Origin of the sequence: Streptomyces sp. ISL-11 (genome assembly GCF_018614525.1) — a bacterium.
GTDB lineage: Bacteria > Actinomycetota > Actinomycetes > Streptomycetales > Streptomycetaceae > Streptomyces.
Window position 1 is genome coordinate 24175 of record NZ_JAGGOL010000034.1, and the last position, 15475, is coordinate 39649.

Here is a 15475-nt window from a genome sequence, read left to right on the forward strand (position 1 = left end):
GCCGGCCAGCCTTCAGATCGGTATGGCCGTTTACGACAGCGCGGCGGGGATGCCCGGCATCCTGACCTCGTTCGAGGGGCGGCTCATCCGCATCACTCGCCCTACTGGGTTCAGATGGGACGCGCACCCGAGTCGGGTACGGCGTGCCACTTCATGGGAAATACGGCAGCTCCAGGCGCTCGCCAGGCTTCACGAGCAGCGCAAGCGCGCGGCTCGGGCGCCCTCTTAGATCCCTGCCTCTCCCAGTCCTCCCCCCTCGGGAGGGGCAGGAAGGGTGCTCGTCCGGCTGTCGTGGAGGCAGGGCTGCGACAGCCGGGCGGGCCCGCAAGTGCACCAACAGTGCGGGGAAGGTCTCCGCACTGGCGCGGTGAGCACTTCTGACCGGAGGAGCAGACCATGCCCGTCCATCGTCCCGCTGTCAGGAACTTTCTTGCCGGTCCCGCCTTGACCCCGGCGGACCTGTCCTTGGTACTCCTGCTGCGGGAGGACGACGCTGCGGCGAACCATCCCATGCCGACCATCACCCTCAGGGAAGTCCCGCAGGTCGTCCGAGAGGCGGCGTCTCTCGGGATTCGGTCGGTGAAACTCTTCGCCGGCAGTCGCCTGCGCGATGACCAGGCATCTCAAGCGGATTCTCCCCACAGCCTGATGGCACGCGCGATCAGGGCTGCCAAGGACGAAGCCCCGGCCGTTGCGATCATGACGGAGACCTGCGTCTGCTCCTACATCAGCAGCGGTGAGTGCTACGTCGCGAACCGAGGCGTGGTCGACGTGGGAGCAACGACAGCGGTGCTAGCCGCCCAGGCGGTCACGCAGGCCGAAGCCGGCGCCGACATCGTTGGACCGGCCGCGATGATTCCGGGGACCACCCGGGCTGTGCGAACAGCACTGGACGAGGCAGGCCACTCGGACGTGTCGATCATGCCTCACCTGATCTTCGACTCGTCCCTGTACGAGGGGTACCGGCTCACGATGCGTGCCGTGCCGGCCTCGGGTGCCAGGGCGTTCCAGATCGCTCCGCGGCGAGCCGACCAAGCTGTGCAGACGGGCCTGGCCATGGTCGCTGATGGCGCCGACATGATCTTGCTGGAGCCGGCCCTCTTCACAGTGGACACGCTCATCCGGTTGCACGAGGCGTGCCCGGCCCCGCTGATGCCGTTCTCCGTCAGCGGGGAGTACAACCGCCTCGCCCCGGTGGCAGAGGACGGCTCCCGCGACGTGCGACCACTGGTGGAAGCACTCACCATGCTCAAGCGATCGGGAGCCGAGCGCGTCATCACGTACGGCGCGATGGAGGTCGCCCGCACGCTCTAGCCGCGGATCGCGGCAAGGATGCTGCCCGCACCCCGTTCGAGCAGCTCCCGTGCTACCGCCTGCCCCAGTGCTTCCGGTTCACCCGAGGGGCCGCTGGCGGTAGCGCGGACCTGTTCCTTTCCGTCGAGGGAGGTCACCGTGCCGGACAGGAGTAGCCCGTCCCCGTCCACTGCGGCGTGGGCTCCCACGGGCACCGAGCACCCGCCGTGCAGTGCACTCAACATCGACCGCTCTGCGCGTACAGCCGCGTCTACGGCTGCGTCACCGGTACCGGCGAGCAGTTCCCTCAGGCGCTCGTTGTCTGCGCGGATCTGGATCGCGAGTGCTCCCTGGCCTGGGGATGGGGGGAAAATCGTGACGTCGAGGTGTTCAGAAACTTCGGCGCCAATGCCCAGCCGGCCGAGTCCAGCAGCGGCCAGGAGAACGGCGTCGACAGCACCGGGCCCTTTGAGCCTCCCCAAGCGCGGGGGGACGTTTCCCCGGATGGGCACAGTGACGATGTCGGGGCGCAGGGCAAGCAACTGCGCGATGCGCCGTTGGGCTCCGGTGCCGACACGGGCTCCGGTGGGCAGTGTGGCGAGGGTGTGGCCGCACAGCACGTCCCGTACGTCCTCCCGGGGGCCGGGCACCGGGAGGACCACCAACCCCGGCGTGGGCTCGGTAGGCAGGTCTTTGAAGGAATGCACGACAACATCAACGTCTCCTGCGAGCAGGGCACGCTGCTGCTTGCCGGAGAAAGCGCTCCCGCTTTCCGTTTTCGCAGCAACCTCGGCGAGCGAAGCCGTCTGGCGATCCTCGTCCCCGCCCTCCAGGACCACCCGCTGCTTGAACGTGACCTTCGGGAACTGCTTGCGAATCGGCCCTAGCCATTCCTTGACCTGCGTTCGGGCCAGGCGGCTGGCCCGTGATCCGACAATCACCGTGGAACCCGTGGTCATGGCGTCAACTCCATGTTCGACAAGGGGCGTTGAGCGCACATGCTACTGCGGTCCACCGGTGCCTTTTCCGACTTTTTGTCGGCGTGTTTTCCGACTGATTGTCGGCATTGGAGAACCGGAGGAGCGATCATGAAAGAACACCCGGAGACCCTGCCCCGAACTGTATTCGAGGCATCCCTTCCTCACGGCACCGCATGGGCTGCCGTGCTGATACGTGACTACCGAGGACGCGTGCTGCTGCTGCACAAGACCGGAGCCGGCCCGCGGTCCTGGCATCTCCCCGGGGGCCACCTCGACCACGGCGAGTACCCCGTGCAGGCGGCTCTCCGCGAACTGAGCGAAGAAGCCGGCATCGCACCGGGGAACCGCCCGCTGCGGCTCATCGGCACGGACTTCTCCCTCCCGGTGCGCGGCTGGACCGGTAACCGCATCGCGTACTTCTTCGATGGCGGCCGACTCGAGGTCGAGTACATGGACGCCTGCGTCGAGCTGTCCAGCGAGCACGACGACTGGGATTTGAGGGCCATGACCGAATGGGAGACGTTGATGAAACCCCCTGACGCCCAGCGCATTTACCGGCTGGTCAAGGCCGCCGACAACGGGTCGGTCGCGTACCTCCACGAGATGGGAGAACCAGCATGAGCAACCCCGAACTGATCCGAATCGGCACCCGCGCAGCTCCCATGGCACTCGCCCAGGCCGAGCAGGTCGCCGAGCTGATCCGCAAGCACTCCCCGGACACCGCCACCAAAATCGTCCCCTGCAAGACCCAGGCCGACCTGTGGCAGGGCGACCTCGCACGCCTGGGCGGGAAAGGGCTCTTCACCAAGGAAATCGATCACATGCTCCAGCGCGGCAGCGTTGACATCGCTGTGCACTGCATGAAGGACGTTCCCGGAGACAAGCCCCTCCCCGAGGGCCTGATCTTCGCCGCATACCTTCCCCGCGAAGATGTCCGGGACGTCGTCCTGTTCCCCGAAGGGGCAGAACACAGGGCCCTCGCTGACCTCCCTCCAGGAGCAACGGTCGCTACGTCGTCCGTACGGAGGAAGGCGCAGGTTCTCCGGGACCGCCCGCACCTCCAGGTGGAGCGAGTACGCGGTCTCGTCGGCAACCGCGTGGAAAGGCTCGATCAGGGTAAGAAAGGCTGGTCCGCCATGATCCTTTCCCTTGCCGGCCTGCGCCGGCTCGGATTGGAACACCGGGCCGAACAGATCCTTTCCGTAGACGAGATGATCCCGGCCGTGGGCGCCGGAGTCATTGGTGTCGAATGCCGCCGCGATGACGCTCCGGTCGCCGGACTACTCGAACAGCTCAACCACGCCAAGACCATGAAGGAGCTGACCGCGGAACGGGTGATGCTCCACGGTCTCCGAGGCCGCTGCAACAGCCCCATCGCCGGTCACTGCATCACCGGCCCCGACGGCCAGCTCGTACTCAGGGGCATGGTCTTCACCCGTGAAGGCGCTCAGTTCGTGCACGCCCAGCACTGGGGCGAAGCAGGCAACGATCCGGGCACTCTGGGCGCCCGAGTCTGCGCCGATCTTCTACGGCAGGGGGCCCGGGAGCTGATCGAAGGCGTACCGCGCTGACGTGAGCCCCCTCAGCCGTCTTGAACTGGCGTCTATAGAACAAGGGAGCAGGCCGGATGCCAGGTAGACGACGGATCAGGCCGGTGGCTGCCGCTCCGGTGGCGTTGTTCGACTTCGACGGGACGCTGATCCAACGGCAGGAGGTCTTCGCGAAGTGGGCGTCTGAGTTCGCCGAGCAGTACGGCGTGCCCCTGGCGTGGCTACTGGAGGCCGACACCCAGTACATCTCGCAGCGAATCGGTTTCTTCGAACTGCTCAAGTCGACCTTCGGCACGCAGCCAGCAGCCGCAAAACTGCATGCCCAGTACCGGCAGCGCATGTCCGAGCTGATCGCCCTCGAGCCACAAGTTCACGCGATGCTTGTCGACCTGCGCGAGGCCGGCTGGCGCCTGGGGGTGGTCACCAACGGTTCGACCGACAGGCAGACCGCAAAGCTCCGCAAGGCGGGCTTGTACGACCTTGTCGACGCTGTGGTCATCGCCGGCGCGGTGGGGGTATGGAAGCCGGATCCGCGGATTTTTCACCGTGCCACGGCAGGGCTTGGCGTTCGCCCCGGCCCGCATGTGGTGATGGTCGGCGACAGCCTCGAACAAGATGTCGCCGGCGCTCACGTCGCCGGACTGTCCACGGTCTGGGTTTCTCACGGGCACCCGCCGCCGCACTCAGGTCCACGGCCCCAGCACACCGTCTGCACTGTGCTGGAGGTTGCTGAGCTTCTGCCTGGCATTGTCACCTAGGGCGGGGGCTGTACCCCTAGACTCTGCGCATGGCTCAGAAGATCATCACGATTTACACCGACGACCTGACCGGAGAGGAGATTTCGGAGGCGGAGACGCACACCTTCGCCATTGACGGTGTCACCTACGAAATCGACCTGGGTCCGGACAGCTACGAGCAAATGCTTCAGGCGTTCGGGCCGTTCGTAAAAGCTGCCCGCAAGCAGGGTAGGGGGAAGAAGCCGGCAGCCCGCCCGGCCGTGGCTCGGTCCAGCGAGGACACTGCGGCGATCAGGGCCTGGGCCAAGAAGAACGGGTACAACGTGAACGACCGAGGCCGGGTGCCGGCGGATATCCGCGAAGCCTACGCCAAGCAAAACGGCTAATTCCGGCCTGAGTACTGCACCAATCATGCGGCCCCCCTAGGGGGGCCGCATTTGTCTATAGAGAACCCCCTACACAGTAGATGTCGGTGTCCTTTCCGCACTCTGTGGACACCTGAGGGGAGAATCGTGAGACGGAACACGCCCTGGTGGGCGAATTAATTCATTCACGCGTGTGGAACCGGGAGCCCATCACCTCTCACGCCCCAGAGAGCCGTCCTCGCCAGCCTGGGCACCCCCATCCACCGCCGTCAGGCGACCCCGGAAACCCGGTGCGGACCTCCCCGGCCGGCGTCGGCACGAGGTTTCATACCCGTACATCGCCAGAGGAAGGGCCCCGCGGCGGGTCCTGAACGAATGAATTTGGGCATTACCCCCACGTGCATGCATTGAATGAATTAAATAATGAGTGGGCGGGATCACACTGGGATGGTGAATGGGGAATTAATTCATTCAATTGCGATGCATTGTCCGGTTGAGATGTGGGTCACTCTCGAAGATCTTGACAGCTACGCTTATGTAGCTCTACTTCGCGGGCATCCGCGCGGTTCCTTTCGATGGTTAGCGGAATGATGTATTGTGACCCAGGTCACGCAGTTCAAAGTTGACCGGTAACCCTGATCCGCGTAATGTTCTGGGTGTCGGAAAGAGCGAGACGCCGACAGGGTCAGGAACTACGGCCCAGATAGACCGCAGTAGTTCAGCCGCATAGACCACGTAGGACTCACTCCTAAAGGGTCACGCCGCTAGGTGGGCTACCTTCCGAGCCATTTCATCGGAGGTGAAGAGTCGGGGAATCTGACTTCTTTAGCGATTGCCACGGGATAGCAACTGTGGGGGTCGCTATGGAGGGCAGAGACGATGGCCAAGAGCTACCGAGTCAGTGATAAGCCTAAAGGGCTCACGCCGGTCACATATCGCACTACAGGGCGAGCGACCCCTAAGGGGTCGGCCTATGTGATGAGCGATTCCAGGGCGAATAGGCTGCTAGCTAAGCGCACTGCATGGCAGGTCAGGCGTGATGCCACGAGTTCCTAAGAGCCTATTTTTTTTGACCGATGGTTGTCCGGTAACCTACCCATGGGGGGTAAATATGAACGCGACTGTAACCCTCACGCAAGAGATTCGCATCAATGGAGGGGCCACCTATGCTCCAGGCCGCTCGGTTCCGATGGCCGGGTACATGGTTTCGCTGCACGGCAGCGAGCGAACTATTCCGCTCGACGCTTTCGGATCGGCCGAACTCGACAACTACATACAGGAGTACGCCTATCGAGTGGACGCCGACGCGCGCTTGTTCTATGGGGCGTGGGTGGATGGTGAAACCGTATATCTCGATCTATCCATGAATGTCGCCGACCGTGCAGAGGCCCTGCTTATCGGGGAGTTTGAGTCGCAGCTAGCTATCTATGACGTCGCTAACGGCGACGTGATCACGCTCTAGAAGATTGGCGAGCTTTGGTGGCGCATGCCTTGCGTGCGCTTGCCATGGCTGGCTAATCGGCCAGGAAAGCCTACTCAAAAAATCCGAGGGAATCTATGAGCGACTACACAATTGAGCAGGTTCGAGAGGCGATCAATCGGGGAGCTGATCTTGTGCTCGAAAACCTCAGTTTGGGGGAGCCCGAGGAAGACGCAATAAACCTGGTAGTCAACGCTGCGATCTCTTCCTTGGAAGATCCGACAGTCGATATTGAGCGCGTAGCGCAAGAACAGTACCAGGTGCCGTTTTCGGAAATCGCGACTTGGTGGTCGTGGTCATAGCGTGGAAGCGGTCCGAGGGTGAAGCCCAGTAATCGAGACTGACGCGCGTTGCTCAAGGCTCGGCCGAATAGTCGGGCCTTTTGCATGGCCTGTCAGCTACGGCAGACCTGAATCACATAACCCATTCGGAAGGTTAGTTCATGAGCATTTATGACGACGGTGCCGCTGGCGCAAACGAGGCCCGCGCGCGCTGGGCCCTGACCGCCATGGAGGCCATGGGCCGCGAGACTGGCCAGACAGGAGAAAGCTATTTCCCTGGAACCCTCATGGTGGGGGCAGAAGTGATTCGCGAGGTTGCCGGAGACCTCATGGCCAATCTTTTCCACCTTGCGCGGTTGAACGGCGTTGACCCCGCATTGATCGTCGCTGCCGGGGCGATGCATTTCGTGGAAGAGATCGACGAGGAATGGCAGGAGCTGGAGCAAAATGCGATCGAATCTGCGGCCGACGAGCTCACCGAGGATTTTCGTAAGCGCGGTCTTCCCGAGCTTGAGAAGTTCCTGAAGGGCGAGGGTGACAAGTGATCGACACCGGCAACGCGCACTGCGGCTCCTGCGGCATGGACTTGGGGTTCCCGGATCAAGACGGCGAGGTCAATGCCTGTGGGCACTGTCAATGGGACGAGCACGTCTGCCCGGAGGAGAAGAGCGTCGATGTCCTCCGAAGCTCCATCAAGCGCATTCGCGAACATGAAGCGCAATGGCTTCGGTGCCTCCGTGAGGAGGTTCCCTCATATGACCCAGACCTCAACGACGCGGACTGTGTCGACGACGTGCGACGCATGGACGAGATGCAGACAGATCAAGCCTTCGACGCGCAATTGCTGTTGCGGGCTCTCATGACGGACCTTGAGGCGGCGGTGGCATGACGACGGAATATATCGTTGAGAAGTACCCGGAAGAGGATTCGTTCCGCGAGTTCTGGGTCACGACGGAATGCGGTATACGGCACACGTTGGAACTCGGCTTGGATGCCGATCGGATGCCGATTGCCGTCTGGTCCTCTGATGCCGTCTCAGGGGCGAAGGAGTGGGAAACACAAGGGCTGATGCCCATCAGCCCAGCCCACGCGCGACAGATGATCGGAGCTCTTGAACGCATCCTGCGTGAGGCGGAGTAATTCTGACTCGCTTTGCTTCAGGCCGCTCGATTGCAGTGTCGAGCGGCCTTTTGCATGGCCGGTCAGCCGCGACAGGGCCGTAACTGAATCCTGAAAGGGAAATCCGTGAAATATCAGTGCAAAATATTCAAGGGTATCGAGACGCGGGCTGCTAAGGATATTCGGATGGAGTGGGGCTACGCAGATAGGGCGTCCACTGATTCAAACGCTCGGGGAGCAGTCACCCGGGGTATTGGTGCTCGACAGAGTGCGGCTCGGGCTCTCGTAAGGCACGTGCGCCGCTGCGGCCTCTGCGGATAGGGCTGAAATCCAATGGCAATGCGATGTGAACACAACACGGATCATGCCGCTTCTCGGCATGTGACCTCAGGTCGTCCGGACGGCAGCGGAGTGCCGATCACCGCCCACCTCTGTGTTGACCACCTCGACCCCTGGATAGCTGCCCTGGAGCGGTGGGACGGGCACGCGCTCCGCATCGACCGCCCCATTAACGGCTGGTGCAGGCCCTACGGCCTGTGCGCCATTCACTGAGGAGAACCACCGTGGGACAGATCATCATTCGTGCGGGGCAGTGGGAAGAGAGCCGCGACCGCATCCGAGTGCGCATCTGGCGCGAGGAACAGCAAGGGCCCTTCGTCGACATTGTGTTGGGCTCTTGGCGGCAGCGCCTCTACCGAGAGATGCCCGCCATGACCCTCTCGTTCATCGCGGAGGAGCACGGCGTCACCCGCCCGCCGAAGATCTACCGCAAGGACTACCACGACGCGTGGAACCCGTTCCTCTACGACTTGGTCGGGGAGTGCGAAGAATGAGCCCCCGCATCTATGTCGCCAGCCTCTCCGACTACGTCAACGGCCGCCTGCACGGAGTGTGGATCGCCGCCGACCAGGCCCCCGAAGACCTGGGCACTGAGGTAAACGTGATGTTGAAGGCGTCGCCGGAGCCGGACGCGGAAGAGTTCGCGATCCACGACTACGAGGACTTCGGCGGCATCGACATCGGGGAGTACGAGTCCCTGGAGACGGTCTCCGCCCTCGCGCAGCTGGTGACCCAGCACCCGCCCGAGGTAGTGGGCTACCTCCTGGGCGAGGGCCTGGAGCCCGAGGAAATCACCGAAGCGATCGATGACCGGTTCTGTGGAGTGCACGACTCCCTGACCGACTACGCCTGGGAGTGGATCGACGACCTCGGCGACCTGCCCAAGCACTATCACGACTACCGCTGGTCGATCGCTAAGGCCATGGCCCACGACTGGGAGGTGGGCGGGGAGTTTGTCACCGTCCGCACTTCCGAGGGCCTTGCCGTTCTCAGCCACGGCTGACCGGCCGTCGTCGCCCTCGACCCCTGAGCTGGCCGAGGGCGGCCACGGCCGGTCAGCCGACCGCCGAATCGTACGACTCAGAGACGAACCCATGTTGATCACGCCTGACCCGCGCATGTGCGGAACCTGCTTCACACCGCTCGAATCCCACTTCGACGGCTTCGGTCTGACGCCCCCGCGATACGAGCACCCCGTGCGTGACGAACCTTGGGACCACGAAGCCCAGCCTGTCCCCGTTGACGACCGTGTGATCCGCGTCTGCGACTTCTGCACACGCGCAAGCGCGGCCACGGCCTTCGTTACGAGGAAGGCGATCATCGCAATCACGCCGACCGGTCAGACCGAGGTCTGGGCGGAACCCTGGGCAGCCTGCGAGACCTGCGCGGCGTTCATCCGCAACCGGTCGCCGCACCTCCTGATGGACCGGGCGGTTGCGCTCGCCCGCCACCCCGTGACCGGCGGGCCACTGGACCGGCCCACCCGGCGCATCCTGCGGCGGGAGCACATCAAGCCCTTGTTCACCAAGTTCTTCCAGGCCGAGCCATCCGAGCACCACCACCAAGGAGGCAACGCCTGATGACCCTCCATGTCTGGATCATGGCGCTCGGCGACAAGACCAAGCCCGACACCCCCGCGTACGCGGAGGACACCCACCCCAGACGGGCGCGCGCCTGTGTCGAAGTGGACGACTTCGCCGACCTCTTCCCCATCTTCAACGCGTGGCGGCAGCACTTCGCCGAGGAGATCACCGCCTATGCCATGCCTGTCCTCCTGGCCGCCGAGGGGCAGCCGGCCCCGGGCTGGGAGGAGGAGTGGGCGGAGACCGGCCCGCCGATCCGGCTCGACACCATGCCTGGCGGCTTCCTCCAGATCCGCCCGGACGGTGACGTCCCCGCGCGCGGACGCCCGCCATTCGGCCGCCCCCGGGCCGCCCCGGCCGCCGACCCTCTTGCCCTGGGGACCCAGTGCTGATCATCGACGCCCTTGCCCGATTGCTGATCGCGACCGCCGATGCCGTGGCCGTTCGGTCTCGTGTCCCGAACCCCATGCACCTGTCCCGTGTCGTCCTGGCGGAGCTGGCCGACAAAGGCGGCGCCGACTTCTACGAAGCCGTCCAGTGGCAAGCCCGAGGAGCGGGCTTCACCTGGCCCGACTCGGACTGACCCGTCCACCTGAGCGTGAGTGAGTTGCTTGGCCGACCGCCCGGTGGCGGTCGGCCTTGCTGGTCACTCATGGAAGGCAAGTTGTGACTACCGAAACACCGAACGACGCCTATTGGCACTGGCCGAGCAGTTTCCTCGGAGCTAAGTACGCGTGCCAGCCGTGCGGAAACGCTCACGGTTGGGATGAATTCGCGCAAGACATCTACGGGCCAACCCTCCGCTTCCCTTGGTCGCATCAAGAGAAGCGGGGGCACCGCCTGCTGTGCCAATTCTGTGGGTCAACGGTCGATCGCGCATGAAGACCCGACGAGTTTTCAAACCCACACGGCTCCCCAATGGCGCCATCAAATGCAAGGCGTGCGATGACCCGGCCACGTGGTGGGAGGACTGGGAACACCACGGCGACCCCCGGTTCTGCTCATGGCCGTATTGCGACCTTCACGCCAGCCCCGAGAAGGCAGGGCCCGGCATCATCTGGCGCCCACTGCGGCGGCGCAGCCGCTGAGGAGAGAGACATGACCCCGAAGCAGTACCGGTACGGCCAGTACGTCAAAGGAAAGTGCGCGGAAGGTCGCAGAGTCGACGGTTGGATTGTCGGCGGCGTTCACAGCGGATCCCCCATGAACCGAACCACGCTCATAGGTGTAACTGTGAAGACTCGTTCGCTGATCAGCGTGATCGATGGCCGGGTGCTCGTGCCTGCCCAGTACCGGGTATGCCGGATGGCTGACGTCGAGCTGGCGAAGGAGCGGTCGTGGGCCTGATGAAACGCTACATGGAGGACAGCGACCACATCCGACAACTCGCCCGCAGCACTTCGCAACTCGACCGTGCGGCCGACCGGATGGCGGAGCTTGACCAAGTGTTTCGCGCCTGCGGTGAGATGGCCAACAAGTACGCCGACCCGGAATCCGTAGCCAAACGACTGGTTCGCGAGGCCGTGTACGAGTACCAGGCCGCGCGGACGCGGCTCCGTGATTCCACGCAAAGAGAGCGGCTCATGCGAGCTGCCTAACCGCCCATAAATCCACCAACGCGCTAAACACGAGGCAGCGGTCGCCTTCCAAAGGGGCCAGGGTCGTCGGATCCTGGCCCCTTTCGCATGGGCGCCTGCGGAAAGCGAATACCCATGACTGCCTTCAAAGGCATGAGCTATGGACCGATCGGTGAGGCTGTGCAAGCTGCGATGCCGTACACCGAGGCCGACCCGGTCGGCGTGTACGCGGCCGTCTTGGCGCAGTACTCATCGGCCATCAGCCGGACAGTCACCACAGACAAGGGCCGGCCCGTTGTGCTGTGGACCGTGCTGGCCGGCCGGTCCGCGATCGGGCGTAAGGGCTACGCGTACGGAACCAGTCGACAGATTCTGAACGGTGGTGTGGGCCGGTACATCACAGCGCGAACCGTCTCCGGCATCGCCAGCGGCCCGGCCCTCGTCGACTTCCTCTTCACACTGGAGATGGAGACGTTGGGAACGGAAGGCGGCGTCGACGGTCGGGCGCTGATCGTCGAGGAGGAGTGGGCGACGATCCTTAAAAGGGCGAAGCGGTGCCCCACGTTCTCACCGCTTCTCCGAACCGCGTGGGACGGGAAGCCGATCAGCAACAAGACCAAGGAAGGGACCCAGGAAGTCAGCAGGCCGCTGCTGGGGATGCACGCGCACATCACACCCGGCGAGTGGGCGAAATACGTCTCCGCCTCCGAGGCTCTGGGCGGCTCCCTCAACCGAATTCTTCCGGTAACGGTTGAGCGAAGTAAGCGTCTCCCGTACTCGGCCAACACCACAGCGCCCGCAAGTATGAAGCTGGCCGAGGCGTACCGCTGGGCCTGCGCGGAGCAGCGGACGATGGAGTTGACCAAGGCCGCAGAGGATCGTTTCGACCAGCTCCGGGATGAGATCGAAGAGCGGCTGATCAACCTGCCCGAGAGCATCTCCTGCTACCTGGAGCGCTCCGAGGAGCAGGTGGTGCGGGTGGCCTCGGTTCTCACAGCGGCGGAAATGAAGACGCGGGTCAGCAAGCGGGCACTGGACGCGGCATGGGAATTTGTGCAGTACAGCATGGCCTCCGCCGAGAAACTGGTGCGCGATGCCGCTACCACCTCGGCCGGTACACGCATTGGTAAGACGCTGGAGGAAAGCGTCATCGATGCCCTCGCCCGCTTCGGGGGCACCGCCACCTCCAGCCAGCTCCTGCGGTCGCTGGGCAACCGAGCCAACGCAGCCGGCCTGAAGACCGCTGTCGACGGCATGGACGAGGTCAAGTCCTGGAGCGAGAAGACAACGCCTGGCCGGGGGGCACCCACGATCTACTACCAGCTCGTGGACCAGGACTCGGCAGAGGTACAGCCCGCCCAGCCGCGGCAGGAGCATAAGCCCGCGCTGCGGGTCGTGACCGCACAGCAGAAGCGCAAGGCGCCTGCTCGCCGGAAGACGGCCGCCGCGGTCGAGGCGCCCCAGATGGAACTGGAGCTGGTGTGAAGGACCTCAAGGGAGACGAGGACATGGCGCAGTTCGAGAGTGCCTTCTCCACACTGGCCGTTGGCGACTACGTGACCGCCTCCGGAGTCGACACCCGAGGTCACAAGGTGACCCGCACGGGCACCCTGCTGGCCCCTGCGAAGCAGGTCAAGGCCCAGCGGAACGGGCGACGTACGAACGGCGTGCGGTTGTGCATCGGGCTCGCCGGCACAGACCCCTCCGAGCGATCCACGTGGACCACGCTGTTCCCCGGGACCGGGACGGTCGAGAGAACCCGTAAGCCCACTTCGGACGACTGGGTCAACGACGCACTAGGCAATATCCCCGGCACCCGGCGGATAAAGGGCAAGGTGCGGGGGCTATTCGGCGGAAAGGGCGGGAAACGATCGGTCAAGCCGTCCACGCGCATACTGGCTGGGATCAGGGCCGTTGGTGACGGCCGTTATGAGCTGTATGACGCGGCAACGGGAGAGGTGCTGCTGACCGCCACTCGTCAGACGCCCATCTGGTGGGCACCCCCGCCTGAGGAGGAGGCGCAGGTCCCTGATGAAGGTGCTCAGTGGCACGAGTCGGAGCTGGGGCACATCCGCTGCCCCAGTGATGTTGACGGTCGACGGTTCCGGTTCCTGTTCGGCGGTGAGGCCGGCGGGGACCATCACGGCCCTGTGCAAGAAGTTCCCGTGGTGTGGAGGAGCAATAGGGCGGGTCCGGGGCTGGTTCATGCGGAGACGGGCGACTGGGTGTTCAAGGGGACTCTTAAGTCGCGGGTCTGGTGGGCGCTATTGCCTGACGATGACGCCCTCACGACCAAGCCGACAGTGACCAAAACCCAGCAGCCCGACCCGGAGGTCACGTCGCCTCGAACGAAGCCGCTTCGGGGTCTGCTTTACGAGGGGTGGCTGTCACAGGAAGAGACGGCGGGATACGGTCGCGCAGTCCTGCACCTCACCTCGGGGCAGGTGATTGGGTGGCTGACCCCGGAAATGCAGTTCCTGCCCTCCGCGTGACTACCCCGCTTGCGATGCCCAGGCGGCGTCCCACACAAATCGTGCGGGGGCGCTACTGGGTGCTCGTGACGAAGTGGCGCGACGGAGTGTGGAAGGCTGCCTAACAACGCAAAAATGCCCCTCACCTTTCCGTGCGGAATGGTGAGGGGCATTTTCCCTGTCGAGAGATCAGCCGTTCGTTGGCGTCGGGGCGGTTTCCTTCTGGGCGAGCAGCCGCTGACGTGCTGCGGCCTCCTCCCACGGCGACGCCTGGTCCTCGGCGGCCCCGGTCTTCGAATCCTCGAACCGCTGCGCGGCTTCGCCGGCACCTACTATCGCGAGCACCAGGCCCGCGAGGGTGTACCAGTCCACGCCCGGCCAGCGAGCGAGGAGCAGTGGGACGACGGCAGCGGCGTACGAGGTCAGCCGGACCGGGTGGTTACGCAGCACTCTTTACCTCCGGGGTGGGGATGACCTGCTGGGGGACGACCGGGATGTCGGTGGGCTTGGAGACGTCAGGCATGACCGGCCGTACGGGCTCCGGCTTCGTGGGCTTGGTCGGGGCCGGGGGCTCCACGGGCTTGTGCGGCTCGGGCTGCTTCGGCTCGGGGTTGCCCTTGACCCGGTCCTTGATCTTGCTCAGTTCGCCCTTGACCTCCCGCAGCTCCTGGTCGATCCGGTCGAACCTCTCCGTCCAGTCGGCACCTGGCTTCGCCGGACCCGGCCTGGGCGCGGGCTTCGGCGGGGGCGTCTTCGACCTGCCGCTGTCGCCGGTCGAAGGCACTGGCCGGGGTGTGCCTGTCACCTTCAGCGCCTGGCCGGCCGCGATTACGTCGGGGTCCGTGATGCCGGGGTTGAGGGCCAGGAGCCGGGCGAGCGACATGCCGTGCGCGCGAGCGACTGCGCTGAGGGAGTCCCCGGACCGCACCGTGTACGTGCCTGTCGCGCTCTCGGGCTCAGGGGCCGGCGAAGGCGTGGACGTCTCGTCGCTGTCCTTGGCCGGAGGCTTCGGCTTCTCACTGGGCTTCGCCGGGACGGTGACCTCCTGGCCCTCCTGGACGTGGTCAGGATCGGAGATTTGAGGGTTGGCCGCCAGCAGGGAAGCGAGAGTGACGCCCAGAACGGCGGCGATACCGCCCAGCGTCTGCCCTGCCTTGATCTTGTACTTGCCTGAGGAACCGCCGCTGTCGTGGACGACGCCAGCACCCGAGTAGGCGGGGTGACCGAAGCCGAGGATGCGGGTCGTCGAGGCCCAGTTGCGGTAGGTCTTGCGGTAGACGCCGTCGCCGTTCGGCGCCGGGTATTCCCGGGTGTTGCCGCCCACGACCTCGATGTCCCGGCCGCCGTTGAACACGCCGATCACCAGCTCGACGTGAGTTCCGCCTTCGGAGCCGAACATGGCGAGCGAGCCGACGCGCGGACTGCGGTTGAAGGCGCTGCGCTGCTTGTAGTAATCGGTGCACACTGAGCAGGAGGCGGTGGCCGGGATGATGTCGCGGTTGTCGGTCTTCCATGCCAGCCACGAAATGAACGACTGACACCAGGGCCCGTAAATCGCCCAGTCGACCTGGATACCTGGGGTCTGCTCCGCGTACTTGTTGTAGTTGTTGGCGCCTTCCTTGTAGCCGACCTGGGTCAGGGCCAGGTTGACCATGGACGCTGCTGTCGATGCCAAGGGCACTCCTTTCGGTGGCATGAAA

General features: G+C 64.5%; 22 protein-coding genes. 19 read left to right on the plus strand and 3 right to left on the minus strand.

The genetic code is table 11. The features are described from left to right. Positions 1-396 precede the first annotated feature (396 nt). Entirely contained in the window at positions 397-1314 is a 918-nt protein-coding gene (locus J7E86_RS09615; protein WP_215081136.1) for a hypothetical protein, read from the plus strand. Here J7E86_RS09615 and hemC (J7E86_RS09620) read toward each other — a convergent pair. Continuing rightward, positions 1311-2252 carry a hydroxymethylbilane synthase gene (gene hemC, locus J7E86_RS09620; protein ID WP_215081137.1) on the minus strand — a complete coding sequence of 314 codons (942 nt, stop codon included), beginning with the start codon at positions 2250-2252 and terminating at the stop codon, positions 1311-1313. The genes J7E86_RS09615 and hemC (J7E86_RS09620) overlap by 4 nt on opposite strands. 129 nt (positions 2253-2381) lie before the next feature. Here hemC (J7E86_RS09620) and J7E86_RS09625 point away from each other — a divergent pair, with 129 nt between their 5' ends. From J7E86_RS09625 to J7E86_RS09710, 18 genes are all read left to right on the plus strand, one after another. Continuing rightward, the gene (locus tag J7E86_RS09625) at positions 2382-2894 is read left to right on the plus strand and encodes an NUDIX domain-containing protein (protein WP_215081138.1); all 513 of its coding nucleotides are present in this window, start codon (positions 2382-2384) and stop codon (positions 2892-2894) included. Then, the gene (gene hemC / locus J7E86_RS09630) at positions 2891-3844 is read left to right on the plus strand and encodes a hydroxymethylbilane synthase (protein WP_215081139.1); all 954 of its coding nucleotides are present in this window, start codon (positions 2891-2893) and stop codon (positions 3842-3844) included. Before J7E86_RS09625 ends, hemC (J7E86_RS09630) begins: the two co-directional genes overlap by 4 nt. A gap of 83 nt (positions 3845-3927) precedes the next feature. After that, positions 3928-4581 (plus strand): HAD family hydrolase, encoded by a 654-nt coding sequence (locus J7E86_RS09635; protein ID WP_215081140.1) that lies wholly within the window; start codon positions 3928-3930, stop codon positions 4579-4581. A 29-nt stretch (positions 4582-4610) separates the two neighbouring features. Further along, positions 4611-4946, plus strand: coding sequence for an Lsr2 family protein (locus tag J7E86_RS09640; RefSeq protein ID WP_215081141.1), 336 nt, complete (start codon positions 4611-4613; stop codon positions 4944-4946). Positions 4947-6036: 1090 nt separating this feature from the next. Continuing rightward, complete coding sequence (locus J7E86_RS09645; protein WP_215081142.1) at positions 6037-6387, plus strand: hypothetical protein; 351 nt, start codon at positions 6037-6039, stop codon at positions 6385-6387. Positions 6388-6482: 95 nt separating this feature from the next. Beyond that, the gene (locus J7E86_RS09650) at positions 6483-6707 is read left to right on the plus strand and encodes a hypothetical protein (protein ID WP_215081143.1); all 225 of its coding nucleotides are present in this window, start codon (positions 6483-6485) and stop codon (positions 6705-6707) included. 140 nt (positions 6708-6847) lie between these two features. Then, complete coding sequence (locus tag J7E86_RS09655; protein ID WP_215081144.1) at positions 6848-7231, plus strand: hypothetical protein; 384 nt, start codon at positions 6848-6850, stop codon at positions 7229-7231. Continuing rightward, positions 7228-7575 carry a hypothetical protein gene (locus J7E86_RS09660; RefSeq protein ID WP_215081145.1) on the plus strand — a complete coding sequence of 116 codons (348 nt, stop codon included), beginning with the start codon at positions 7228-7230 and terminating at the stop codon, positions 7573-7575. The genes J7E86_RS09655 and J7E86_RS09660 overlap by 4 nt, the downstream gene beginning before the upstream one ends. Next, on the plus strand, positions 7572-7826 hold the full coding sequence (locus J7E86_RS09665) for a hypothetical protein (protein ID WP_215081146.1): 255 nt from the start codon (positions 7572-7574) through the stop codon (positions 7824-7826). Before J7E86_RS09660 ends, J7E86_RS09665 begins: the two co-directional genes overlap by 4 nt. A gap of 542 nt (positions 7827-8368) precedes the next feature. Beyond that, positions 8369-8638: a hypothetical protein gene (locus J7E86_RS09670; protein WP_215081147.1), complete on the plus strand. Its 270-nt coding sequence runs from the start codon at positions 8369-8371 to the stop codon at positions 8636-8638. Beyond that, complete coding sequence (locus J7E86_RS09675; RefSeq protein ID WP_215081148.1) at positions 8635-9147, plus strand: antirestriction protein ArdA; 513 nt, start codon at positions 8635-8637, stop codon at positions 9145-9147. The genes J7E86_RS09670 and J7E86_RS09675 overlap by 4 nt, the downstream gene beginning before the upstream one ends. Positions 9148-9340: 193 nt before the next feature. Continuing rightward, a complete protein-coding gene (locus tag J7E86_RS09680) occupies positions 9341-9724 on the plus strand; it encodes a hypothetical protein (RefSeq protein ID WP_215081149.1) in 384 nt (127 codons plus the stop codon). Next, complete coding sequence (locus J7E86_RS09685) at positions 9724-10119, plus strand: hypothetical protein (protein ID WP_215081150.1); 396 nt, start codon at positions 9724-9726, stop codon at positions 10117-10119. Before J7E86_RS09680 ends, J7E86_RS09685 begins: the two co-directional genes overlap by 1 nt. Beyond that, entirely contained in the window at positions 10113-10310 is a 198-nt protein-coding gene (locus J7E86_RS09690) for a hypothetical protein (protein WP_215081151.1), read from the plus strand. The genes J7E86_RS09685 and J7E86_RS09690 overlap by 7 nt, the downstream gene beginning before the upstream one ends. Positions 10311-10825: 515 nt before the next feature. Then, on the plus strand, positions 10826-11074 hold the full coding sequence (locus tag J7E86_RS09695) for a hypothetical protein (RefSeq protein ID WP_215081152.1): 249 nt from the start codon (positions 10826-10828) through the stop codon (positions 11072-11074). Next, positions 11065-11325, plus strand: a complete 261-nt coding sequence (locus J7E86_RS09700) for a hypothetical protein (RefSeq protein ID WP_215081153.1) — start codon at positions 11065-11067, stop codon at positions 11323-11325. The genes J7E86_RS09695 and J7E86_RS09700 overlap by 10 nt, the downstream gene beginning before the upstream one ends. A 114-nt stretch (positions 11326-11439) precedes the next feature. After that, on the plus strand, positions 11440-12789 hold the full coding sequence (locus J7E86_RS09705) for a DUF3987 domain-containing protein (RefSeq protein ID WP_215081154.1): 1350 nt from the start codon (positions 11440-11442) through the stop codon (positions 12787-12789). After that, a complete protein-coding gene (locus tag J7E86_RS09710; RefSeq protein ID WP_215081155.1) occupies positions 12786-13796 on the plus strand; it encodes a hypothetical protein in 1011 nt (336 codons plus the stop codon). The genes J7E86_RS09705 and J7E86_RS09710 overlap by 4 nt, the downstream gene beginning before the upstream one ends. A 168-nt stretch (positions 13797-13964) precedes the next feature. Here the strand turns inward: J7E86_RS09710 and J7E86_RS09715 are convergent, their stop codons facing one another. Next, on the minus strand, positions 13965-14225 hold the full coding sequence (locus tag J7E86_RS09715; RefSeq protein ID WP_215081156.1) for a hypothetical protein: 261 nt from the start codon (positions 14223-14225) through the stop codon (positions 13965-13967). Continuing rightward, positions 14215-15450 carry a LysM peptidoglycan-binding domain-containing protein gene (locus J7E86_RS09720; RefSeq protein WP_215081157.1) on the minus strand — a complete coding sequence of 412 codons (1236 nt, stop codon included), beginning with the start codon at positions 15448-15450 and terminating at the stop codon, positions 14215-14217. Before J7E86_RS09720 ends, J7E86_RS09715 begins: the two co-directional genes overlap by 11 nt. Between the last annotated feature and the right edge of the window lie 25 nt (positions 15451-15475).